This is a genomic window from Peredibacter starrii, assembly GCF_034259205.1.
In the GTDB taxonomy this organism is placed as follows: Bacteria; Bdellovibrionota; Bacteriovoracia; order Bacteriovoracales; family Bacteriovoracaceae; genus Peredibacter; species Peredibacter starrii.
Genome location: NZ_CP139487.1, coordinates 2,294,841 through 2,317,895, shown reverse-complemented (window position 1 = coordinate 2,317,895; position 23,055 = coordinate 2,294,841). Strand labels below are relative to the sequence as shown.

Below are 23,055 nucleotides of genomic sequence, written 5' to 3'. Positions count from 1 at the left end.
ATTCTAGGCACTTATCGGTTTTAGTCAGGAATTCATGAGCAGTGTTTCATATGCCAAACAACTCTAATGATTTCAATGGGTAAAAAATAGGTGCTTATTCGCCCTATTTACGTTACGATGCCCATAAAGACATAAATAGGCTAAAAATAGGCGTATTTCTTATGATTAAGATCAATCGACGGGTCGAGTATGCCCTGATGGTCCTCATGCTCATGAAGGAAAAAGACAAGTCAGATCTCACGACTGCTCGTGAAGTTTGTGACCGATTCGAAACTCCTTTTGATACGACTGCGAAAGTGATGCAGCTAATGAACAACGTAGGTATCCTTCATTCCCAAAAAGGTGTGAAAGGTGGTTACTCATTGGCCCGCGACCTTTCTCAAGTAACTTATATGGAACTGGTGCAGCTGATTGAAGGAAAGAGCTTCATGATGGATTGTCATGAAGGCCCCTGTGAACTTCTTCACAAGTGTAATATCTCTCAGCCCATCAAGCGTTTAAATGATTATTTGATCAATATCTTCAATGCTCTGACATTGAATGAACTATTAGCTGAAGACAATCTCCTGGCTTTGAAGAAATTACCAGAGAAGAAAGTTGAGCACTGCCCTCTGGTTGATAAGGTGAATTTATGAAAATTGAAGACAAACTACAGGACAATTACAAATACGGATTTGTCACTGACATTGAAACTGAAGAGTTCCCAAAAGGACTTTCGGAGGACATCGTTCGCCTCATTTCTCAGAAGAAAAATGAGCCTGAATGGTTATTAGACTTCCGTCTTAAGGCCTTCCGTCACTGGACGACTCTGACTCACCCTGAGTGGCAGTATTGTAAAATCCCACCGATCGATTTTAACGATATCTACTACTACTCAAAACCTAAGACGAAAAAAGACACTTATAAGTCTTTAGACGATGTGGACTCTGAACTTCTTGAAACGTTCGAGAAGCTTGGTATTCCTCTGACTGAACAAAAGCGTCTGATGGGTGTGGCCGTGGATGCGGTATTCGATTCAGTATCTGTGGGTACAACTCATAAAGAAGAACTGGAAAAAGTTGGAGTTATCTTCTGTTCAATCTCTGAAGCAGTGGAGAAATATCCTGATCTGGTAAAAAAATATCTGGGAACAGTTGTTCCTTATTCAGATAACTACTATGCGGCCCTAAACGCGGCAGTATTCTCTGATGGTTCATTCGTTTACATCCCTAAGGGTGTTCGTTGTCCATTGGATCTATCAACTTACTTCCGTATTAATGCCAAAGAATCAGGTCAGTTCGAGAGAACCCTCATCGTTGCTGATGAAGGCTCATACGTAAACTACCTGGAAGGTTGTACGGCCCCTCAACGTGACGAGAATCAGCTGCACGCTGCGATCGTTGAACTTATCACTCTGGACGATGCTGAGATCAAGTACTCAACTGTTCAGAACTGGTACGCGGGTGATAAAGAAGGTAAGGGCGGTATCTATAACTTCGTAACTAAACGTGGCCAGTGCCGTGGTAAGAACTCAAAAATTTCATGGACTCAAGTTGAGGCCGGATCAGCGATCACTTGGAAATACCCTTCTTGCGTACTTCTTGGTGATAACTCACAAGGCTCATTCTATTCAGTGGCGCTGACTAACCACTATATGCAAGCTGATACAGGAACAAAAATGATTCACGTGGGTAAAAACACGAAATCAACAATTGTTTCAAAAGGTATCTCGGCGGAAAAATCTCAGAACGTCTATCGCGGTCTCGTGAAAATCATGCCGTCAGCAACTGGTGCGCGCAATTACTCTCAGTGTGATTCAATGCTCATTGGTGACGAGTGTGCGGCCAATACCTTCCCTTTTATTGATGTAAAAAATAATACCGCCATCGTGGAGCACGAGGCCTCAACTTCGAAGATCAGCGCTGACCAAATTTTCTATCTTCAGTCGCGTGGTTTCTCGCAGGACAAAGCTGTATCACTTATTGTGAACGGTTTTTGTAAGGACGTGTTCAAGACTCTACCTCTAGAGTTCTCAGTGGAAGCAGTAAAACTAATCGAAATGAAACTAGAAAATAGCGTGGGATAATTTATGATCGAAATTAAAAATCTAAGTGCAAGTGTTGACGGTAACCAAATCCTTAAAGGAATTAACCTGACTGTAAAGAAAGGTGAAGTTCACGCCATCATGGGACCTAACGGTTCTGGTAAATCTACTCTATCAAAAGTCATCGCAGGTCACCCGGCCTACGAAGTAACTGGTGGTGAGATTAATTTCGAAATCAACGGTAAGATGAAAAACCTTCTGGAGCTTGATCCAGCGGAGAGAGCAAAAGAAGGCGTGTTCTTGGGCTTCCAATATCCAATTGAGGTTCCAGGTGTATCTAACTTCACTTTCTTAAAAGAGTCATTCAATCAGATCTGCGAACACCAAGGGCTAGATAAGATGGACGATGAAGCTTTCCTAAAGCACCTTCGTACCAAACTTAAAATCCTTGAGATGAATGAATCATTCCTTGAGCGTTCAGTGAATGAAGGCTTCTCGGGTGGTGAGAAGAAGAAAAACGAAATTCTTCAGATGGCGATCCTTAACCCTCGACTATCGCTTCTTGATGAAACCGATTCAGGTCTGGATATCGACGCACTTAAGATCGTAGCAAATGGTGTAAACGCACTTAAGAGCCGCTTCAATGCCACGATTCTTGTGACTCACTATCAGCGTCTTCTTGATTATATCGTACCTGACTATGTTCACGTTCTTTATAAGGGTCAGATCATTAAATCAGGCGATAAATCTCTTGCATTAGAACTTGAAGAGAAAGGCTATGACTGGCTTATCTCTGGAGTAAAATAATGAATATTGAAAACCTATCTGCTTTGGCAGATCAACAAATTAAGGATAGTGCAGGGGCCCTGAAAGATTTCAGAAACGCTCAGCTTTCACTATTCAAGAAGAACGGATTCAACTCTCCGGTTCTGGATGGTTATAAGTTCACTAATCTTGAAACATTCTTTGGTTCTTTAACTGATTCTGCTCTTTCATTTCAGAATGGCGAATTAACAACTTTGGATCTAAACCTTCCAGGAGTTAAAGTTAAGAAGTTAAAAGACCACTTTGAAGAGGTAAAAAATCTCTTTAAAGAAGAAAACGCTCTTTCAAATCTTCACCACGCTCTTCTAAATGATGGAATCATTCTGGAAGTGGCAAAGAATGCGGAAGTAAAAACTCCGATTAGAATTGTTCACTCGATGAACAAAGCAGGTCTTTCTGCTCCGACTATTGTGGTTCTTGCTCACCACTTTTCAAAAGTGACAGTGATCGAAGAAACTCATGGCGGCGGCTCATATGCTAACGTTAATGAGACTTATATCCTTGCCCATGACGGTGCCAATGTTGAGCACATCCAAATGGACCAAGGAAGTGAAGAAGGTATTTCTCATAGTTCAGTATTTGCTGAACTGGCAAAAGACGCCACAGTTAGAAGCTTGATCTTCAACGCTTCTGGAAAGCTTAACCGCAAAAACCTTCAAATGAATTTGAATGCGGCCGGCGCTCATGCAGAATCATATGCCCTCTACCTGACTAATGGGTCTGAGCACTCGGACATCAGCACGGTGATTAATCACAAGGCCGCCGACACGACTTCAGACCAGATGGCGAAAGGCATTTTAGATGGGGATTCAAAGGGAATCTTCACTGGAAAAATTCATATTCACCCTAAGGCCCAACGTGTGGCCTCAGGACAATTAAATAAGAACCTTCTTCTTTCTAAGAAGGCCCAGGCCCACTCGCAACCACAACTTGAGATCTTCGCGGATGACGTGAAATGTTCTCACGGTTCGACCACTGGCCAGCTTTCTGATGATGAAGTGTTTTACTTAGAGGCCCGCGGGATTCCAGCGGACAGAGCAAGAACTATTCTTGCCCATGGTTTCGGTCTAGAGATCGTGCTTAAAATTCAAAACGAAGAAGCACGTAACCTTATCAGTCCGTTGATCTTGAAGCGCCTCGAGAGCAAATTTGCTCTTGGGAGAATGTAATGAGTATTTTGGAGAATAACCCTTATCGCAAAGATTTCCCCCTGATCGATCAGATCGTGGATGGGAAACGTCTGGCGTATCTTGATAGCGCTAATACCACACTTAAGCCACTTCCCGTGATTGAGGAAATGGATCGTTATTATCGTGCAGAGACATCAAACATTCATAGAGCGCACTACTGGCTCTCGGAAAACGCCACCAATAAGTTTGAAGAAACTCGCGACAAAATCGCAAAGTTTATTCATGCTCCAGATCGCAAACAAGTGATCTTCACGAAGGGCACGACTGAGTCGGTAAACCTTGTGGCCCAAAGTTATGTGAGAAAGTTCCTTAAAGCGGGAGATGAAATCCTTCTATCTCAGATGGAGCACCATTCAAACATCGTTCCTTGGCAAATGGCCGCAAAAGAGAAAGGCATCATCATCAAGAAAATTCCTATTAATCAAAAAGGGGAAATTATTTTTGATGAGTATAAGAAGCTTCTTTCAGATAAAGTTAAACTTGTTTCAGTTGTTCATATCTCAAACGCTCTGGGAACGATTAACCCGGTTCGCGAGATGATTAAACTTGCTCATACATATGGAGCAAAGGTCTTCGTCGATGGAGCTCAGTCCATCTCTCACCTGCCAATTAACGTTCAGGATCTAGACGTAGACTTCTTCGCTTTCTCTGGCCACAAAATGTTTGGCCCGACAGGTGTTGGTGTTCTTTACGGTAAAGAAGATGTTTTAAATGCTATGGACCCTTATCAGGGTGGCGGTAGCATGATTGACCGAGTGACTTTTGAAGAAACTACTTACAATGTTCTTCCACTTAAATTTGAAGCAGGAACTCCACCGATCGCCGGAGTGATTGCTCTTGGTAAATCAGTTGATTACTTAAATCATGTTGGCATTAACAGGATCATGGAAATTGAACATGAGTTACTTGCCTATGCCACAGAGAAACTTCTCTCGATCCCGGGACTTAAGATCTACGGAACTGCCGAACATAAGGCGTCTGTGATTTCCTTCGGCATTGAAGGCATGCATCCAAATGATATCGCTTTCATGATGAATAAATCTGGTGTGGCGATTCGTACTGGTCACCACTGTGCTCAGCCATTGATGGATTTTTTCCAGGTACCGGCCACATGCCGTGCTTCGTTCTCAATTTATAACAATAAAGAAGATATTGATCAGCTCTACAATGCACTGAAGAAAGCAGTAGATCTTTTTAAAGAATAGGTAATTTATGTCACAGCAAGCTTTAGAAATTATTGTTCAGCCGACTCCAAACCCAAACGCACTTAAATTCATCCTGGATAAGGATGTTAAGACGGAAGGAAAGGTTTCGTTTAAAACTCCTCAGGACTGTAAAGACGTGCCTCTGGCGGCCGCTCTATTCGATCTTCGTGGTGTGGACCAGATTCACTTCTTCCAGAACGTGATCACAATCTCTAAATTTAGTTTTGAAGAATGGGATTCTTTAGAACCAGCAGTTCAAACTTGTATTGAAAGCTTTCTTGAAGACCATGATCCAAACTTCAAGGTCTATGACCCGGAGGCCGACCGTCTGGCCAACCTTTCACCAGAGCTTCGTTCAATCGAAGAAATTCTAAATAAAAGAATTCGTCCGGGCCTTCAAGGCGACGGTGGTGATATTGCAGTTAAAGACTATAAGGACAACGTTCTTATCGTTAAGTACCAAGGTGCCTGTGGTACTTGCCCAAGTTCAACGACAGGTACTCTAGAGGCCATTAGATCGATTCTCCGTGATGAATTCAATCCGGACATTGAAGTTTATCTTGCCCCTGAGGTTTAGGTTCTTTTCTCTTCTTTTTTTCCTCACAAAGATTTCATAAATCCCGCATCTAGATAGTTAGATGCGGGATCTATCATTCAACTACTGAAAGTGATGGCTTTCTTAAGGCCTTACTATGCTTCGGAAGCAATTGGAGCGATATTCCTTTATGGGGGTTAATCTTCTTTGAGGATTTCTGGCGATGCTACCGAGGAGATAGTTAAATTCTTTGTAGACTATTATTTATTGAATTCCTGTAAATCTCGCTCAAGTCAGCAGGGAATGTTTATAAATTTACCTAAATGTTACCTTAAGCTATTAAAGATTTGGTGTTTATGATCCGTAAAAGAAGTATGAAGATTTTCCTAATGAATGACCAGCATACGTTCGAGTACGTCATCGAAACGGACCGGGTCAGTGTCGGCAGGGCAAGTCACAACGATTGGTGTGTTCCTCACCATGAAATTTCCAAAGATCATTTCATTATCTACGCGCAGGATGAAGAGTACTTCATTCAAGATCAAGGCAGTAAAAACGGTGTTTATATTGATAATGTGAGAATCGAACCCTACAAGAAATATCCACTCAATATTCAACAAAACATCGTCATTGCACGAGTATTTAAACTCGCCTTCTACAGACGCCCAGGCCATACCGAATTAGGCATAACCGGGGCAATCGAATTAGAGTCTCAGGCCGAAACTTTCGAAAAATTAAAGAAGTAAACTACCAGGCCTTTGGCGTGTAGTAGCCCCACATCTTTTCATGTGGTGAACCAACTTTTGGTTTGTACTGGTAAGAGTACTTACAGCGGGCCGGAAGCGAAATCAGAATTGAGTCCACTCGCCCATTCGTTCTTAACCCAAAAAGTGTTCCACGATCGTGAAGCAGGTTGAATTCAACATAACGGCCACGACGGTGAAGCATGAAATCTTCATCTTCCTCGTTCCAGTTCTCCGACATGCGTTTTTTAACAATCGGGAAATAGGATTCAATGAAATGCTCAGAAAGATGTTTTACTTTCTTCACATCTTCTTCAGTGTTACCAGAGTTCATGTGATCGAAGAAAATCCCACCAATCCCACGCATCTCAAGACCACGGTGAGAGTTATTAAAATACTCATCACAGGTTTTTTTCATCGTTTCGTAATCAGTACCAGCGGCCTTCTTCCAAATACCATGGAAGTAAGTAAAGTCATCTTCATACGGGTAGTATGGAGTTAGATCTGCCCCACCACCGAACCAGAATTTATTTCCCTGGTGAATCATACGGAAGTTGGCATGAACAGTTGGAACACGAGGATTCTTTGGGTGAATGATTAGTGAGATCCCTGCGGCCCACATTTCATCGCCTGAACCTTGAAGGTGTTTAGCGAACTGAGGATCGATTTTTCCATGAACACATGAGGTGTTAACTCCCGCGTTCTCAAAAAGCTCACCTTGGAAAGCTCTGGTAATACCACCACCGCCTGGGTGACCAGCGTGATCAGTACGAGTCCACGGATCTTCTTTCATCACGAGTTGCGGGTCCAGTGCCTGCATTTCCCGAGTGATTCTATCCTGTAAATCTCTAACGTGTTGGTGAAAAGAATTTTTTAATACTTCCAGTTCCATAAATGTCCTACAATTAAAATATGCTAATAAAATTTATCACAAAATCACTACGCCCTCTAGGGATGTTTCTCATCTTTCTCTTCGCCACGGCCTGCATCTTCGGGTCAATCTTTGTGCGGGACATTGATAGCACCACACTCTTAGGGAAATTCCTCGATTACACCATCTCATTTGAAAATCGTTTTTATGATTTCCGAATGAAATCTCAGCTCAATCCTAAGTTCCGAAGTAAGGAAGTGGCTTTAGTCAAAATTGACGATTACTCACTTCAGAAACTTGGAATGTGGCCCATCCCGCGAACCTACCATGCTCAAATGATCGACAAGCTCGGCGCATTTGGCACAAAGGTCATCGCGATGGATATTATGTTTCCGGAAAAGTCTCCTAACGTTGGAGATATTTCACCGGATACGGTCCTTGCAACATCCATCAAAAATTTTCAAGCTGGTGGTGGTCGCGTTTTCCTCGCCTACACACTAGCAGGTGAAGGGGAAGATTTCCTTCCAGAAGCACCAGTGGAGATGCTCAACGATGCCGTGGACACTCGCAGCCAAAACGTTGAGATGACTCCTAAAAAAATTGGTCGTTACACTTTCCCTATTCCAGAACTCGTGGCGACAGAAGTGGGTCTGGGTAATATTTCGTCTCAAGAAGATCGCGACGGAATTTTCCGTCAGTATCAGCTCATCGCCAATATTGACACCATCTATTACGGCTCACTTTCATTCAATGCCTATGAGGCCTACACCGATAAAAAGGACCAGGTCAAAATCTTCTCCGACGCCACTGGTGAACTTGAAATCGATGGCAAAAAAATGGAAATCAGCCGCGGTGGTGAAACTAAAATTCGCTACATCGGCGGCGAAGAACAGTTTGCCCAAGTCTCGCTTTATGACCTCATCAACGCGTCCCCTGATGATCCTAAGATGAAAGAAATTTTGAATAACAAAATTGCTTTCATTGGTTCAACAGCAACTGGTGCCCACGATTTACGTCCATCACCAATTGATGCCAAAATGCCCGGAGTCTATTCGCACATGAATATGGCCCACATGCTTCTTCACGGGTATTTCTTCCAAAATTCCAATGAATCAGTGAAGTACTCACTCATCATCCTCGTCGCAGGAATGATTATTTTCCTTCTCGTTCAGAGAATGGGTAATCCATTCTTGGATGCCTTGGTGGTGATCTTAATTGTTTCAGGGGCCTATTTCGCTGATCAATATCACTTTTTGCCAAAAGGATATGAATTAAAACTTTTCTACTGTTTTTTCTGTTTTGTGGCCTGTTATTCCTGGAACACATTCCTCGCTTTCTACGAATCGAACAAAGAGAAGAAGCAAATTCGTGGGACATTTGCCCGATATGTTGCCCCAACTATTGTGGATGAGATGTTAAAAGATCCGGACAAGCTTCATGTCGGCGGAACGAAGATGGACATCACTTGTCTCTTCTCTGACGTTCGTGATTTTACCAAAATTTCAGAGGGACTCACGGCCACCGAACTCGCTCATTCCCTTAACATGTACATGGGAAAAATGACGGACATCGTGTTCGATACTAAAGGCACACTTGATAAATATATCGGTGACGCCATTGTGGCAATCTGGGGAGCTCCGCTTGAGATTGGCAACCACGCCCAGTATGCAGTCGAAGGCGCGATTAAGATGATTACCATTCTTCCTGACATCAACGAAGAATTCAAAAAGCTTGGGCGACCGGTTTTCAACGTAGGGATTGGTCTCAACTCCGGTGAATGTTCAGTCGGAAACATGGGTTCAGACCGAATTTTCTCTTACACAGCTCTGGGTGATAATATGAACCTGGGTGCTCGTCTTGAAGGTCTATGCAAGTATTACGGTACTCAGATCCTTATCTCAGATATGACATTAGAGAGACTGGATCTCACTAACATCAAGACCCGCCCGATTGATAAAGTAATCGTGAAAGGTAAGACCACTCCGGTGGCCATCCACGAAGTGCTTCACCCTCATCACCCGATGACAAAAGATCCTGAGGCCCTAAGTTTTTATTTGACCGCCTGGAAGCAGTTTCAGGAGAAGAATTTCACTGGGGCCCATGAGACCTTTAGTCAACTAGCGATGGCGATTGAAACTGATAAGGCGAGTAAAAGGATGAAAGAGCTTTGCCGGAAGTATATAGATCATCCCGAACTAGTAACTGATATGTTTGATGTAACAACCATGACAGAAAAATAAATAAGGCCCTCGCAAGAGGGCTTTATTATTTATGGACCTTTGGGAGGAAGAGCTCCCTGATTATCACGCTTATAATCTTCATCGAAACACCAATGTCTCCAAGAAAGCTTTCGATTAATGGCGCCTTTGCCACCATCTTCTAAGTTTGCTTGAGAGAACACGATGATTTCCATTTTTCTAAGAGTCGTATTTTTCTTCCAGCGGATCTTGCGATCATTCCACTGACGACATAAATAGCCACCGTAGTAGCGAGCATAATCAGTCCTATCCGAAAGATTCAGATAAAACTTTCTCCAGTGCTCATTCGGGATCGCCCGGTAAAATTCTTTGTCACGAATACTGTAAATATCTTTATTCCCAGTCAGAACATCCATCTCAGTTCCATCACTAAGTGTCCCCGGAATCTCCACCCACACGTTGTCCATTTTTGGATAAGGAGCAAACATGTTCCATTCCTGATAAAGATGCACCCAACGAGTCACGTCCTGCCAGAAAGGAGCTTTAATGTTCCATTTCTTAATCGTAGTGAGGTTCCACATGATGAGCATAACAAGAAAGAAAGCACCGGATGCTTCACGGATCCACTTGAAAGTTGTGATCTCTTTCTTCTCGGTTTTATATTCGAGAAACTGAGTCATTTTGCCCATGAAAGGACGATGATTTGAAATCCAAACATAGATGGTCTGGCCAATCGTGGAAATGGGTTTTACAGCAAAAATTCCAACACTCCAGTAAAACAATGGTGAATGTCTAATGATCTCAAGCCAAGCACTGTACTGGAAGAAGCGCTCGCCTTTTTCATTCACAACCACCCATGAGTGGTTCTTCTGCATATCAGAATAAATCGCAGGAGTTTCCTGGGCGATCTTAATGGGTACAGATCTAAAAAGGACGAACTCTCGAATGAGACGCGCACCTTTTTGACAAAAACCACACTCTCCATCGTAGTAAATCGTGAGCTTATCGAAACCACGCTTTCTAAAAATGTCAGAAAGCTTGTCCCAGAGCGGGCCAGGTAAGAAAACTGACCACATGGCAAGACAGATGAATGGGAAAAGACCAATCGTCATCGTTAAGAAGATACCAATGTGAAGACCCCAGAAAAGAATTACAATAAGGGTTCTCACGATCCACCAGCGTCTTCCAAATAAGAAAGATCCAACAAGTAAAAGGGGCCCCAGCCACTCCAGGTAGATGGTAAAAGCGGTGGAGATTTTTCCAAGCAGTGGAGAATTTCGTAACCAGATTCCAATTGGAGTCGCAAAAATATCCAAACGAGATGAATAGAAAATAGCGGTCAAATCCTTACGCCAGATCGGATGATCTTTTAAAATGTAACTCACATAATAGATGGCAAAAACCTGAAAGAAAAACGCCAGAACCCAGAAGGAATTAAACTCGGTGGTTTTCTTTTCTTCCTTTCTCATCGCTGAATCGATTGAGAAACACCGACTAAGTGGTAAACAAATCGATAGGAATAAAATCGCGCGCAGGACATCATCACCGCCGTTATTCACTAACCAGTTACGATTGTGAACGGAAACATTCATGACGAAGGCACCAAACATGGCCCAGTTGGCCCTGTAACCAAGAAAAACCATGAGGCCTAAAAGAAAATGGATGCCAAACATAATGGCCGCAAAAGCAAAACTTCCATTCGCAAAGTGGAACGACAGGGACCAAGGCATCCCCATTTCATTCATAAAAAGTGCTCTTGGGACTAGACCGATATCAGTGTAAAAATTCGTGAGATCCGGCAAACGATAAACCACATCCGCCATGATGATGAATCCAATCAACACACGGTAGAGGGCAAGAGAGCGGTCATCAAAACTAAAAGTCTTTTTAATCAACTGTAGAACAGACATGTACGAACCTTTTCAGAGTTTACTTCCTTAATATTGTAACGGATTTCATGACTTTTTCGAGAGATTCGTCTAATCTTCTTCGAATGAAGATTTACTATTTACGCAACGCAAGGTTTTGATCCATGCTTTATAAAGTCCGTGATGAAATAACGAAAGACTATGATGTTGTCATCATAGGTTCTGGTCTGGCCGGTATGACTGCGGCCAATGTCCTAGGTCGCCATGGCCATTCAGTTCTCCTCCTTGAATCTCATAATAAGCTCGGCGGCTTCGCTACTTGGTTCTACAGACATGACAGAAATCATGTTTTTGATATCTCTCTACATGGTTTCCCGGTCGGAATGATCAAATCTTGCCGAAAGTACTGGAACAAAGAAATTGCTGATTCCATCGTGCAACTCAAAGACGTTCGCTTCGTGAACCCTCAGTTCAACGTTCAAACGACCTTTACCAAAGAGCATTACACCGAAACCATGGTGGAAAAATTTGGAGTAGCTAAAGAAACGGTTGAGGCCTTCTTTAAGCACCTGGCCGAAATGAATTTCTACGACAACTCGCAAATGACCAACCGCGAGCTATTTGAAAAGTTCTTCCCAGGCAGAAATGATGTGACTCGGTTCCTGATGGAGCCAATCACTTACGCTAACGGTTCAACTCTGGATGATCCGGCCATCACATACGGCATCGTATTCTCAAACTTCATGAGCAAGGGTGTTTACACATTTACGGGCGGTACAGATCACCTCATTAACCGCATGAAGGAAGAGCTCCTAAAAAATAATGTTGATATTAAACTCCAAACAAAAGTTGAGAAGATCCAGATTGAAAATGGAAAAGCTCAGGGCGTGTACGTTAATGGAAAACTGGTAAAAGCGAAGGCCGTTCTATCGAACGGAAACATTCGTTCTACCGTTCTTAACCTGGTTGGCGAAGAACATTTTCCGGCCGACTATGTTGAGAAGACGAAGGCAATTCGTCTTAACTCTTCAAGCTGTCAGGTTTATATGGGTCTTAAAGAAGGGGCCACTATTCCATACATCGGGGAACTGGTTTTCACTTCTACTCACCCTACTTACGAACCAGCAAGACTCCTTGATCTAAAAGTAAGCTCACGTACCTTCTCAGTTTATTATCAGGAAGAGCGTCGTCCTCGTATTGCAATTGTTTCAAGCACCAACTGTCACTATGAGGATTGGAAGAAGCTCTCAAAAGAAGAATACGAAAAAGAAAAAGAATTTATGATCGAAGAAACCATCAAGGGTCTCGAGGCCTTCATTCCGGATATCAGAGAAAAACTGGAAGTGGTTGAGGCCGCGACTCCTGTCACGGTTGAGCGCTATACCCTTCACCCTAAAGGATCATCATTCGGAACGAAGTTCGAAGGTCTTGATGTATCTATGAATCTACATAAAACAATTCCAGGACTCTTCCACGCAGGATCAGTCGGAATTATCATGTCAGGTTGGCTAGGGGCCGCAAACTACGGCGCCATCCAGGTAAACGCAATTGAAAGCTACTTAGGAGCACAGAATGTATCAGTTTAATGGTCAGCACGTAATCGTAACAGGTGGAACTCGTGGTATCGGTGGCGGTATTACAGAGGCCTTCCTTAAAGCTGGTGCAACAGTCGTTGCGACTTATTCAGGAAATGATGAGGCCGCAAGAAACTTCAAAGAGAAACACGCACTCTACGGTGATAAACTTGTTCTAAAAAAATTCAACGTGGCCAACAGCGGAGAAGTTGAAAACTTTTTTAAAGAATACGAAACGCTATTCCCTTCACTCGAAGTACTGGTAAATAACGCCGGCATCCGCCGCGATAACATCATTGCCAGTATGAATGAAAGTGAATGGGACAATGTTCTTGATACCAATCTTAAAGGTACATACAACATGACTCGTTTCGGCGTTCTGGCCATGATGAAAAATCGTTATGGCCGAATTGTGAATATGTCATCAGTTGGTGGAAAACTTGGTCTTCAGGGCCAGGCGAACTACGCCGCTTCGAAAGCGGGCCAGATCGCTCTTTCACTCTCTGTTTCTAAAGAAGTGGCAAAACGTAACATCACGATCAATAACGTGTGTCCGGGATTCATTGAGACTGAACTCATCGCTGATCTTCCGGAAGATCAGGTCAAAGAATATAAGTCACAGGTTCCAATGAAGCGCTTTGGTAAAGTGGAAGAAGTGGCCCATGCGGTTCTCTTCTTCGCGAGCCGCGAAGCAAGCTACATCACTGGAACAAACCTTGACATCGCCGGGGGCCTCAATGCTTGAGACCATCTTAAATAATATTCCTCAACGTGAGCCATTTCTTTTCATCGAGAACATTGTTGAAAGATCTGAAGACTCCATCACTACCTCTAAGAAGTTAACTGGCGAAGAAGACTTCTTCCGTGGTCACTTTCCAGGACGTCCGGTATTTCCGGGTGTACTAATGTGTGAGGCGATTTTCCAGACTGGCGCGCTTCTTATGGCCCTAAAAGGTCAGAGTGCTGGTAACAATAAAACGGCAGTTGTTTCTCGAATTCAAAACGCTAAATTTAAAAACATGGCCAAACCCGGTGACCTCCTGATGATCACTGTGGATTTCGTTGAGACCCTTGCGAATGCTTCATTCATGAAGGGCAAAATTACATCTAATGGCAAGACCGTGATGAGCATTGAGTTCGCGGCAACTTTAGTAGAAAACGGAGACGTGTAAATGGATTTCTTGGGAGTAAATGGAAAGACCTTCTTCATCGCAGGTGTGGCCAATAAAAAGAGCGTTGCTTATTTCTCTGCAAAGACTCTGATTGAGGCCGGTGCGAAATGTGTATTCTCTGTTCAAAGACCTGAACAGTTAGACAGCTTGAAGAAACTTTTCCCAGATTCCCCGGTGTTTGTTTGTGACGTTGAAAAAGACATTGCCTCACTAGCAACTGAGATGAAAAAACACACCGATAAACTTGATGGCTTCCTTCACTCATTGGCGTTTGCTAATTTCTCGGAAGGGATTAGGCCCTTTCATGAAACTAAACGCGAAGACTATCTTCAGGCCTCACAAATTTCAAGCTTCTCATTGGTAGAAGCTTCAAATGCTCTTAAAGAATTTTTCACCGAGAACGCAAGCATCGTAACGATCTCAATTTCAAACACCAAGGCCACTTCATACGGCTATCTAGGGCCGATTAAAGCGATGCTGGAAGCAACAGTTCCCTTCCTTGCGAAATCATTCTCTGAGTTTTCAAAAGTTCGTGTGAATGCAGTAGGGGCCGGACCGCTTAAAACGTCTGCCTCGGCCGGGATTCCGGATTATATTGATAATTATCTTTATGCTGAAAAGCTGACTCTTAGAAAACAAAACCTCGAGACTCAGGAAGTGGCCAACACGGTTTGCTTCCTTCTTTCAGAAAGAAGTTCTGGCATCAACGCTTCAACGATTCTGGTTGATGCCGGCATGAGCTGCAACTACTTCGATCAATCTTTGATTAAATCTCGATAGGAGAAGGTCTTCTTTAGACCTTCTTCAATTGAGACCTTGGGATAATATCCAAAATCTCGTTTCGCTTTCTCATGAGAGAAATAATGAGACTTTCCAAGGTTCAGGGCCACAAATCGTGTCATCGGTGGCTCAGGTTTTTGAATGCCAAGCACCTTGAATACTTTCTCAAGTAACCAGCCAATGCGGTAAGCGGTCGTGACATCAATCGAATTCATCACAGGATCTACTTTTACAAAACCCAGAATCTGATTAATGAAACCCCAGAGCTTCACCGGACGCTCTTGTCCAATAAAGTAGGCCTGTCCGCAAACACGACTATGAGGTTTTAAATGCTCAAAGGCCTGAACGTGGGCGAGGGCCGCATTCTCAACGAATACAATATCGACGAGGTTCTCTCCGTCACCAACGACCTTTAATTTTCCTTCTTTCCCTTTTTGAATCACTCTTGGGAAAAGATGCGGATCACCCGGGCCCCAAATGAGGTGCGGACGAATTGCACAGGTTAAAAAATTCTGATTATCATTGGCGGCCAAGACGAGTTTCTCGGCCATGGTCTTAGTTTCTGAATAAGCATTAAGGAATTCAGTAGCGTAAGGCTGCTCTTCACCCACACCCAGAAGGTCATCTTTATTGAAAACCACTGAAGGTGTTGAAGTATAAACGAAACGCTGAATGCCCTGGGATTTTGCTACTTCTACAAGGTTTTTAGTGCCTTCGTAATTAATGCCGTAGTAGTCCTCATATTTCCCCCAAACGCCCGCCAGAGCGGCCACATGAAAGATAGCGTCAAAGCCTTGAGTGAGGGCCTTTTCCACGTCTTCGCGCTTGCGAATATCACCTTTAATCGTCGGCACGCCCAAATCTTCTAAATGGGAATAGGAATGACGAGAGAAATTCGTCACGATGTAAGAGGAGTTTTTTAAGAGTTCTTTGATGATGTGAGTGCCAAGAAAGCCTCCACCACCGGTTACAAGGATACGCATGTAATCATAATAAATCCTGCATGGCTTTTCGTCCACATTGACTCACATCTTCCGCTTTAGTAACGTCAATTTAAGAGGATTATTTATGAAATTTACCCTTCTCGCACTTCTATTAACTACGACTTCCCTTTGGGCCATTCCTGAGAAGGATTTTCCAGAAGTTTGGGTCAATAAGGCCGTGCCCCATTTTCAAAATTTAAATCACTCAGAGTTCACCAACGCTGAGGGCATGAAGATTCATCACTACAGTCTGATCAAAAAAGAGAACAAGAAAACTCTCGTGATCGTTCCGGGCCGTACTGAAGCTTCCATGAAATATGCTGAGCTTATTTATGATCTTCGTAATGATGGATTCAATATCTTCATCATCGATCACCAGGGACAGGGCGAATCAACTCGAGTTCTAAGCGACACAAATAAAGGCCACGTTCGTAATTTTAAAAATTACATTATTGATATGGAACAATGGATGAAAGAAGTTGTTCTACCTCAGTCAAAGGACATGCCGCTTTATCTTCTTGCTCACTCTATGGGAGGTGCCGTAGCTGCAAAGTATATGGCGAAACATCCAAAGCAATTTGTGAAGGCCGCCTTCTCGGCCCCCATGATGGAGATGAACACGAAGCCGTATCCGGAAAAGATCGCCCGACTTTATTCGGCCTTCTTAGTTCAAATTGGTAAGGGCACAAACTATGCTCCAGACCGCGGTCCTTATATTCCGGAAGAAGATCGCTTTGAAACAAATGAGCACACACATAGTGAAGTCCGCCATACTGCCCTAAAATACATCTTTGTTACCTGGCCCAACCTTGCAGTTGAAGGTCCGACAGTAATGTGGGTGAACCGTGCTCTACGCGCGACAGAGAAAATCGATGTTGATGGGAAAAAGATTCAGACGCCTATTCTACTTCTTCAGGCCGGAGGAGACCTCATTGTGAATCCGGGTCGCCAGGTTGATTTCTGTAAGAAGGCCAAATGTACTCTAATTCAGTGTCCAGGATCTCATCACGAAATTCTTCAAGAGAAGGATGATATCCGAGATAAAGCTCTCGCTGAGATTCGTAAGTTTTTAATCTAACGATCCTTGCCGATCTCTTCCCAGAAAATGGGAAAAGAATCGTAGGCAATTGAACCTATTAATAATCCAATAAAGAGTCCCGGGAATCCTAGAAGGATCGCTCCTCCTAGAACGCAAATAAATGCCACCACGGCCGGGATTTTACTTTCCCCAAATGAAGCGAGCCACGGTCTTAGTATATTATCAACGACACCAGTGAAAACTCCGACAACCGCCAGGATAATCGCGGCCGTTGTGTTGTCTCGGAAGAAAGCAACTAATCCAAACAGAAAGGCCACCGGTGCGGCCCCAATAACAGGAATAAAAGACAAGATTAAAGTCACAAAGAAGACGAGAAAAAAGTCACCTTGATTAAGGAGCGACACGGCCAGTGCTACAATCAATGATTGAATTCCTCCGGTCACAATATTTGAGAGATAAACCTGACGAGAATTTCGGATAAAGACTTTGATTATTTGATTCATACGCTCATCTTCAAAACCAAGAAGCGCTTTAAAGAATTTTCTGACTCCGTCTGCATGAGTAAGAAAAGAATAAATACAAAGAACCATGATGAGTAAGAACATAAAAATCAGCGGAAGACCTGAAGCAAGATCCTGGAAAAATCCCAGAAGATAATTGTTCACTGTTACAAGATAAGTATCGATCTTTTTAACGGTGAGAAAGTCCATGAAAGAATACCTAGCAGAAAACTTATGAACGATGTTTATGATTTCTTGCCTAAGATCCATGACGAGTTCTTGAACACCTTGATCCTTCAAGCGATCCTGCAGAGACATCTTTTCAAGTTGTTGAGTGACAGCAATCGTTCCTTTCACCAAAAAGAACAGCACAGGAATTGAAATGATAATAGTGAAAAAAGTTGTAATGATCGCTGCCGCGCGATTTCGTGTGAGCCCCTTACTCTCGAGCTTTAACTGCAATGGATACAGCGCCAGAGATAAGGAGGCACCAAAAATAATGGGTATATAAAAAGGGGAAACCAGAACAGCGCACGCAATAGTTAACGCCACGATATAGAGAATTCGAACAACTTTATTTTCCGTCTTATTCAGCATGAGTCACTCCACCAGTAAATTCTGACGAACCATGGTATAGAAGACAAGACTAAGGGCGACTAAACTCGTTCTTGTGCCCACTGAGAAAGCTTTAAGCGATCAATCTTGATGTTGTGACGTACGTCTACTGGGAAGGCCGCATGTAAAAAGAAATGCTTAATGTGTTTCGTAAAGTGTGTTGTCTGGGCCAACACTTCAAGCTCCTTCAAGAAAGCATCACTCATACGAGTTCCGCCATCTTTTCGCTCAATAACCAGTCCAGGCACAATGGCATCGCCGACTTTCAGTTTCACTAAGGCAGATCTTTTAATAGCCGGATGCTGATTAAAAATTGATTCCATCTGAATCGAATAAAATGTCTGATTATTTCCATCAACTCGATGGGCCTTACGACCCAAGAACCAAAGATTTCCTTTCTGATCCATCCAACCCAGGTCACCCATACGGTGCCAAAGCTTTCCGTCCTGAGTGATCTTGGCCTTGGCAGTTTCGTGATCCATTTCAAAGTAGCCTGGAGTCACCTGCAGGCCAGTTACAACGATTTCGCCGATTTCTCCCGGTTTTAGCATTGATAATTGCGTCTCCGGAATATCCGTAGTTTTAATAATATTGATCTGAACACCTGGTACGGCCTTACCAATACAGGTGCCATCACCTTGAAGCATTTGCGGAAGATGATGATTTAGAACTTCACTTCCAGAGATAAGACTCACTGGTAAACACTCAGTTGCTCCGTAAGGCGTATAAGTATCACCACTCACGAGAATCTGTTTAAACATCTGATGAATTTCTGCGCGCACCGGGGCACCAAACATCACGACCTGTTTTACTGTCGGGAGCTTGATGTTGTGTTTAAGACAATACTTCCCTACTCGGTCCCAGATCGCAGGAGATCCGGCCACAAATGAGATGCGATGGTCTTGGATGTTCTTAATGATTTTTTTCGGATCACACTTTGCGGGTTTAGTTGGATCCATTTCTGGAATCACAGATGTCATACCCATCGCCAAGGTAAATAGAGCGAATAACGGAAAACCTGGAAGATCAGTTTGTGTTTCATCCAGAGAAAACATCTCGCGAAGAGCATCTGTTTGTGCGTTTAAAATTCCATGAGTGTAGTTCACCCCTTTAGGAATTCCAGTTCCGCCGCTCGTGAAAAGAATCGCTGAAGGATCAGTTGGTTTCATCTCTATTGGAGTGAAACTTTTAGATTCCTGTGAAAGGCCATCGTAAAGATGATGAGTGCTTCCACCCACCGGACTTAAAGAGACCTTAACTTTGAGATTTTGAAAGTATTCTTTCTTAAATCGACGAAGCCAGTGAACCATGCCAATCGATACAATTGCTTCCGGTTTGACTTGTTTGACTGAGTTTAAAAGATTCGGAAGACCCATACCTGGATCGATCAGAACCGGAACCGCACCGACTTTAAAAAGGGCAAAGGTAATAACAGAGAAATCGAGACAAGGTTTCACGAATAAAAGAGTTCGCATCCCTGGCGTGATTCCCAGTTTTACCAGGCGATTAGCAATTTGATTTGAACGTTCTTCGAATTCGCGGAAGGTATAAGAACTTCCGTCTCGCGCCAGCACCACGGATTTTTTATCAGGAATTCTCTTTGAAACTTCCCGGATCCGGTGTGCAATATTCATCGAATGAACTCCCAGATTTTTGTGCTTACGTCATCCAAAGCATCTTCAAGAATGTAGTGGCCAGCTTTAGCAAACCAATGAGCATTGGCGTCTGGATAGATTTCAACCCACTTCTCAAAGAAGTGATGATTGAAACAGAAGTCCTTGCCGCCCCAAAGGATGAGCTTTGGCTGAGGAAGAGATTTTAATTTCGCCTCAATTTCACTTAGAGTCTTCCAGGTTTTATGGTCGCGCTCCATGGGAATATCTTGAACGAAGCGAGCAACTGCAATGCGGTTGTCCCAAGAATCATAAGGCAGAAGGTAGCCGGCCTTAATGGCCTTAGGAAGTGCTTTCGTTGTTGTCATGAAAGTCGCGGGCCACGCGAAGAGGTTCCACTTACGAGTTAACCACTCACCAAATTTGCCCTGGCGAAGAAGATTAATACGCTGAGGAATGTGCTCGCTCGGATAAGCGGCCGTATTCAAGATAACAATTTTTTCAAAGAGTTCAGGGTATCTTGTCACTAGACCAAAACCAATTGCCCCACCCCAATCGTGAACGATGAGTGTGATCTTACTTAGACCAAGGAAGCGAATCAGCTGATAAGTGTTCTGGATGTGAGTCTCAAGCGTGTATTCATAGTCCTGGGGCTTGTCCGACATTCCACATCCCATATGGTCCGGAACAATTGTTCTGAACTTCGGAGAGAAAGTCTGAATCAAATTACGATAGTAAAATGACCATGTCGGATTTCCGTGAAGCATAAGGATAGGTTTCCCCTGGCCCTCGTCCACGTAATGAAGATTATGTTTTCCCAATTGAAGAAAATGAGAGCGGAAAGGATAAACCTTCTCTAAACCAAGTTCTTTAATTTTTTCTCTGATGGCATTCATGCCCACTCCATTCCGAGCATTGTGCTAGTAAGACCGCTGCCGATCCCTAGTAATGCAATTTTATCTTTTGGTTTAAAGAAGCCGGCCTCACTTGCCTTCATTAGTGTTAAAGGAAGAGCGGCAGAACCAGTATTTCCGAATTGTTCAAATGTTTGAAAGTCACGATCTGTTGGAAGACCAAGCTCTGTAAGCATCGCCAGGCGGTGGGCAGTTCCCACCTGATGTGGAATGATCTTATCAACTTCTGAATTTTTCCACCCCAGGATGGCACGTGCTTTTTCCCAATTGTCTTGTGAAAGCTTCACCCCGGCCTTGAGAAGCGCCTCAGAATCCGTTTCCATCATGAGACCTTGAGTTGATCCATCACCCTGACAAAGTTCAACTGCACCCGAATCTGTGAGCGTAGACCCACCAATAATTTTGGGCGCATCTGGAGCAAGGCTCGCGTGAGTTAAAAGAAACGCCACGGCCGCAGAACCGATCGTGAGTGAGGCCATATAAGGCTTAATGCGCTTTCGATCCATATTGGGATCAGTATTTAAATGATTAAGTGTCTCTTCAATCAAAGGACCTGCGTTCTCACCTGAAACGATAAGAGCGGTCTTAATCACACCTCGTTCAATCATTTGTCCGGCCATGAGAATACTTGAAAGTACGCCCAGGCAAGCGTTTGAAAGATCCGAGATCATACAATGTGGAGAAAGCTTAAGATTAAAGTGAACTTGAGCGGCAGTTGCGGGCTCAAGAAAATCACGACAAACCGAAGCGTGAAGAAGAAGATCAATTTTTTCACGAGGGAAATGTTTCAAGATCTTTTCAGCCGCCTGACTCGCAATCGTGCTGGGACGAGTGCCTTTAGGCCAGAAACCACGGCGCTTAATCCCGGTTTGCAGCTCGAGTCTTCCAAAAGGAAGTTTTGCTCTCTCATACAGTGAGCGCATTTTCTCTTCCATCTCATCGGAAGTCATAAACTCCGCTGGTTCTTGATAACCAAAAGAATGAAGTCTCAGGTTTTCAAATTTCATGCATCAGCTCCCATAAGGCCATGGAGATTTGCCATCGAAATCCCGGAGAGCATGGATCCTACGATTCCAAGGAAACCTTGATCGGTTCCAATTATAAAGAGGTTCTTCACTGGTGTACGCCCATCGCGGGTCTTATCAATGGAACCATAGACCGTGCCGTTTAAGTGCCAGGTATAGCGCTCAATGGTCATCGGAGAGAAAATATCTTTAAAGAGAAGTTTGCCATCAAAACCAGGAGTAAGTTTTTGAACGAGTTCAAGTGCACTGGCACTTACTTTGTCCTTCATTTCATCGTAGTCCGTACGACCTAGTTCACGCCACTGATGGTAGTTGGCCATATAAGTAATACGAATCGTGCCCTCGCCTTCAGTCTTGTGGGCCTCGTAGTTATCTGGAAAACAAACAACTGCTGAAGTGGCATCAAAGTAATTCTTGGCCGGGCGATAAGCGTACTCAGGAGCGTTATTATAGAAAACGATAGTTGAATCGTTCGAGCTCTGAGGAATCTTTTTATCAAAGACAAAAATACTCTCTAAGAACGTCATGGCACCCACGCGAGGAGCAATTTCCATTTTCTGAGTGAGTTTTACAGTCTCAGGGTAACCAATCGATGAAAGAATAACTGGGGCCTCAAGAACTTCACCACCAACATTCACACCTACTGCGGCACCTTGATCATTTGTCAGGATCTCATTTACTGCCGCTTTAAAACGAATTTCTCCTCCCGCATCTTCTAACTTTTTCATAAGTAGAGAAATGATAGTGCGAACCCCACCTTCTGGGCGTGAGAAACCTTCGAAGTAAAGCGACTTGAACATGATCACGAATTGAGCAAAGTCCATATCATCTTCCCAGGCCGAGCCATAGATCAGAAGAGGACAAAGAAGCATCTCAACCAGAAGCTCATCAGAGATAAGTTGCTTGAGTACTTCTCTTGAAGATGAATAGCCTTGATTTAAATTCAATTCATCAAATGTGCGAACTTTATCAACGAGTTTATTGAAAGCGTCGATCTGATGAGGAAACTTTTCATAAACTTCGTTCTGAAGTAACTCAAAGTCATTGGAGAATTTTAGCTCCATGCCTGGAAAAGAAATTTTCGAATGAGTTTGAGGACAAAGCTTGAAATCGTCGTAAGAAAGACGAAGCTGTTTTAAGAGTTTTGAGAATGGTTTACCCTTCTCGCCTTTCTTAATAAAATTAGTAAGGGCGTGAAGGCCCACATCAAATTGACGAATGCCACCCCTATCAAAGTTTCTTCGTTGGTAATAGGAATTGAGCCCTCCAGGAATGGAGTGCTTCTCTAGAACCACGACCTTCTTATCAAACATTGCCAATCGGATGCCGGCGGCAAGCCCCGACATCCCGGCACCGATGACAATTGCATCGTATCTCATTGA

21 protein-coding genes are annotated in these 23,055 nt (G+C 43.4%); 13 read left to right on the top strand and 8 right to left on the bottom strand.

The genetic code is table 11. The features are described from left to right. The first annotated feature begins 161 nt into the window (after positions 1-161). The 7 genes from SOO65_RS11755 (at position 162) to SOO65_RS11725 (ending at position 6,524) form a co-directional block, all read left to right on the top strand. On the top strand, positions 162-635 hold the full coding sequence (locus SOO65_RS11755; RefSeq protein ID WP_321389926.1) for an RrF2 family transcriptional regulator: 474 nt from the start codon (positions 162-164) through the stop codon (positions 633-635). Continuing rightward, complete coding sequence (gene sufB / locus SOO65_RS11750) at positions 632-2,065, top strand: Fe-S cluster assembly protein SufB (protein ID WP_321389925.1); 1,434 nt, start codon at positions 632-634, stop codon at positions 2,063-2,065. The genes SOO65_RS11755 and sufB overlap by 4 nt, the downstream gene beginning before the upstream one ends. Before the next feature lie 3 nt (positions 2,066-2,068). Beyond that, a complete protein-coding gene (gene sufC, locus SOO65_RS11745; protein WP_321389922.1) occupies positions 2,069-2,830 on the top strand; it encodes a Fe-S cluster assembly ATPase SufC in 762 nt (253 codons plus the stop codon). Then, positions 2,830-4,017 carry a Fe-S cluster assembly protein SufD gene (gene sufD / locus SOO65_RS11740; RefSeq protein WP_321389919.1) on the top strand — a complete coding sequence of 396 codons (1,188 nt, stop codon included), beginning with the start codon at positions 2,830-2,832 and terminating at the stop codon, positions 4,015-4,017. Before sufC ends, sufD begins: the two co-directional genes overlap by 1 nt. Further along, positions 4,017-5,243: an aminotransferase class V-fold PLP-dependent enzyme gene (locus tag SOO65_RS11735; protein WP_321389916.1), complete on the top strand. Its 1,227-nt coding sequence runs from the start codon at positions 4,017-4,019 to the stop codon at positions 5,241-5,243. Before sufD ends, SOO65_RS11735 begins: the two co-directional genes overlap by 1 nt. Before the next feature lie 7 nt (positions 5,244-5,250). Further along, positions 5,251-5,820 (top strand): NifU family protein, encoded by a 570-nt coding sequence (locus tag SOO65_RS11730; protein WP_321389914.1) that lies wholly within the window; start codon positions 5,251-5,253, stop codon positions 5,818-5,820. A 332-nt stretch (positions 5,821-6,152) separates the two neighbouring features. Beyond that, positions 6,153-6,524, top strand: a complete 372-nt coding sequence (locus SOO65_RS11725) for an FHA domain-containing protein (protein ID WP_321389911.1) — start codon at positions 6,153-6,155, stop codon at positions 6,522-6,524. 1 nt (position 6,525) lies between these two features. Here SOO65_RS11725 and hemF read toward each other — a convergent pair whose 3' ends face one another. Then, positions 6,526-7,341: an oxygen-dependent coproporphyrinogen oxidase gene (hemF, locus tag SOO65_RS11720; protein WP_407676962.1), complete on the bottom strand. Its 816-nt coding sequence runs from the start codon at positions 7,339-7,341 to the stop codon at positions 6,526-6,528. Positions 7,342-7,433: 92 nt separating this feature from the next. On the opposite strand from hemF, the gene SOO65_RS11715 reads away from it, so the two are divergent. Beyond that, entirely contained in the window at positions 7,434-9,632 is a 2,199-nt protein-coding gene (locus SOO65_RS11715) for a CHASE2 domain-containing protein (RefSeq protein WP_321389906.1), read from the top strand. 29 nt (positions 9,633-9,661) lie between these two features. Here the strand turns inward: SOO65_RS11715 and SOO65_RS11710 are convergent, their stop codons facing one another. Continuing rightward, complete coding sequence (locus SOO65_RS11710) at positions 9,662-11,500, bottom strand: DCC1-like thiol-disulfide oxidoreductase family protein (RefSeq protein ID WP_321389903.1); 1,839 nt, start codon at positions 11,498-11,500, stop codon at positions 9,662-9,664. Between the two features lie 122 nt (positions 11,501-11,622). On the opposite strand from SOO65_RS11710, the gene SOO65_RS11705 reads away from it, so the two are divergent. The 4 genes from SOO65_RS11705 to SOO65_RS11690 are packed head-to-tail and all read left to right on the top strand — an operon-like array spanning position 11,623 to position 14,984. Then, positions 11,623-13,044: a phytoene desaturase family protein gene (locus tag SOO65_RS11705; protein WP_321389902.1), complete on the top strand. Its 1,422-nt coding sequence runs from the start codon at positions 11,623-11,625 to the stop codon at positions 13,042-13,044. Next, complete coding sequence (gene fabG / locus SOO65_RS11700) at positions 13,031-13,777, top strand: 3-oxoacyl-ACP reductase FabG (protein ID WP_321389897.1); 747 nt, start codon at positions 13,031-13,033, stop codon at positions 13,775-13,777. Before SOO65_RS11705 ends, fabG begins: the two co-directional genes overlap by 14 nt. Next, on the top strand, positions 13,770-14,204 hold the full coding sequence (locus SOO65_RS11695; RefSeq protein WP_321389895.1) for a 3-hydroxyacyl-ACP dehydratase FabZ family protein: 435 nt from the start codon (positions 13,770-13,772) through the stop codon (positions 14,202-14,204). The genes fabG and SOO65_RS11695 overlap by 8 nt, the downstream gene beginning before the upstream one ends. Further along, positions 14,205-14,984 (top strand): enoyl-ACP reductase FabI, encoded by a 780-nt coding sequence (locus SOO65_RS11690; RefSeq protein ID WP_321389894.1) that lies wholly within the window; start codon positions 14,205-14,207, stop codon positions 14,982-14,984. Here the strand turns inward: SOO65_RS11690 and SOO65_RS11685 are convergent. Further along, positions 14,960-15,967, bottom strand: a complete 1,008-nt coding sequence (locus tag SOO65_RS11685; RefSeq protein WP_321389892.1) for an NAD-dependent epimerase/dehydratase family protein — start codon at positions 15,965-15,967, stop codon at positions 14,960-14,962. The genes SOO65_RS11690 and SOO65_RS11685 overlap by 25 nt on opposite strands. Before the next feature lie 85 nt (positions 15,968-16,052). On the opposite strand from SOO65_RS11685, the gene SOO65_RS11680 reads away from it, so the two are divergent. Then, the gene (locus tag SOO65_RS11680) at positions 16,053-17,045 is read left to right on the top strand and encodes an alpha/beta fold hydrolase (RefSeq protein WP_321389890.1); all 993 of its coding nucleotides are present in this window, start codon (positions 16,053-16,055) and stop codon (positions 17,043-17,045) included. Here SOO65_RS11680 and SOO65_RS11675 read toward each other — a convergent pair. From SOO65_RS11675 to SOO65_RS11655, 5 genes are read right to left on the bottom strand one after another with little or no spacing between them, the layout of a single operon-like run. Next, positions 17,042-18,103: an AI-2E family transporter gene (locus SOO65_RS11675; protein ID WP_321389889.1), complete on the bottom strand. Its 1,062-nt coding sequence runs from the start codon at positions 18,101-18,103 to the stop codon at positions 17,042-17,044. The genes SOO65_RS11680 and SOO65_RS11675 overlap by 4 nt on opposite strands. A gap of 59 nt (positions 18,104-18,162) precedes the next feature. Next, on the bottom strand, positions 18,163-19,755 hold the full coding sequence (locus SOO65_RS11670) for a fatty acid CoA ligase family protein (protein ID WP_321389886.1): 1,593 nt from the start codon (positions 19,753-19,755) through the stop codon (positions 18,163-18,165). After that, positions 19,752-20,630 (bottom strand): alpha/beta fold hydrolase, encoded by an 879-nt coding sequence (locus SOO65_RS11665; RefSeq protein WP_321389883.1) that lies wholly within the window; start codon positions 20,628-20,630, stop codon positions 19,752-19,754. Before SOO65_RS11665 ends, SOO65_RS11670 begins: the two co-directional genes overlap by 4 nt. Continuing rightward, complete coding sequence (locus SOO65_RS11660; protein ID WP_321389880.1) at positions 20,627-21,655, bottom strand: 3-oxoacyl-ACP synthase III; 1,029 nt, start codon at positions 21,653-21,655, stop codon at positions 20,627-20,629. The genes SOO65_RS11665 and SOO65_RS11660 overlap by 4 nt, the downstream gene beginning before the upstream one ends. Further along, a complete protein-coding gene (locus SOO65_RS11655) occupies positions 21,652-23,052 on the bottom strand; it encodes a phytoene desaturase family protein (protein WP_321389877.1) in 1,401 nt (466 codons plus the stop codon). The genes SOO65_RS11660 and SOO65_RS11655 overlap by 4 nt, the downstream gene beginning before the upstream one ends. Positions 23,053-23,055 lie beyond the last annotated feature (3 nt).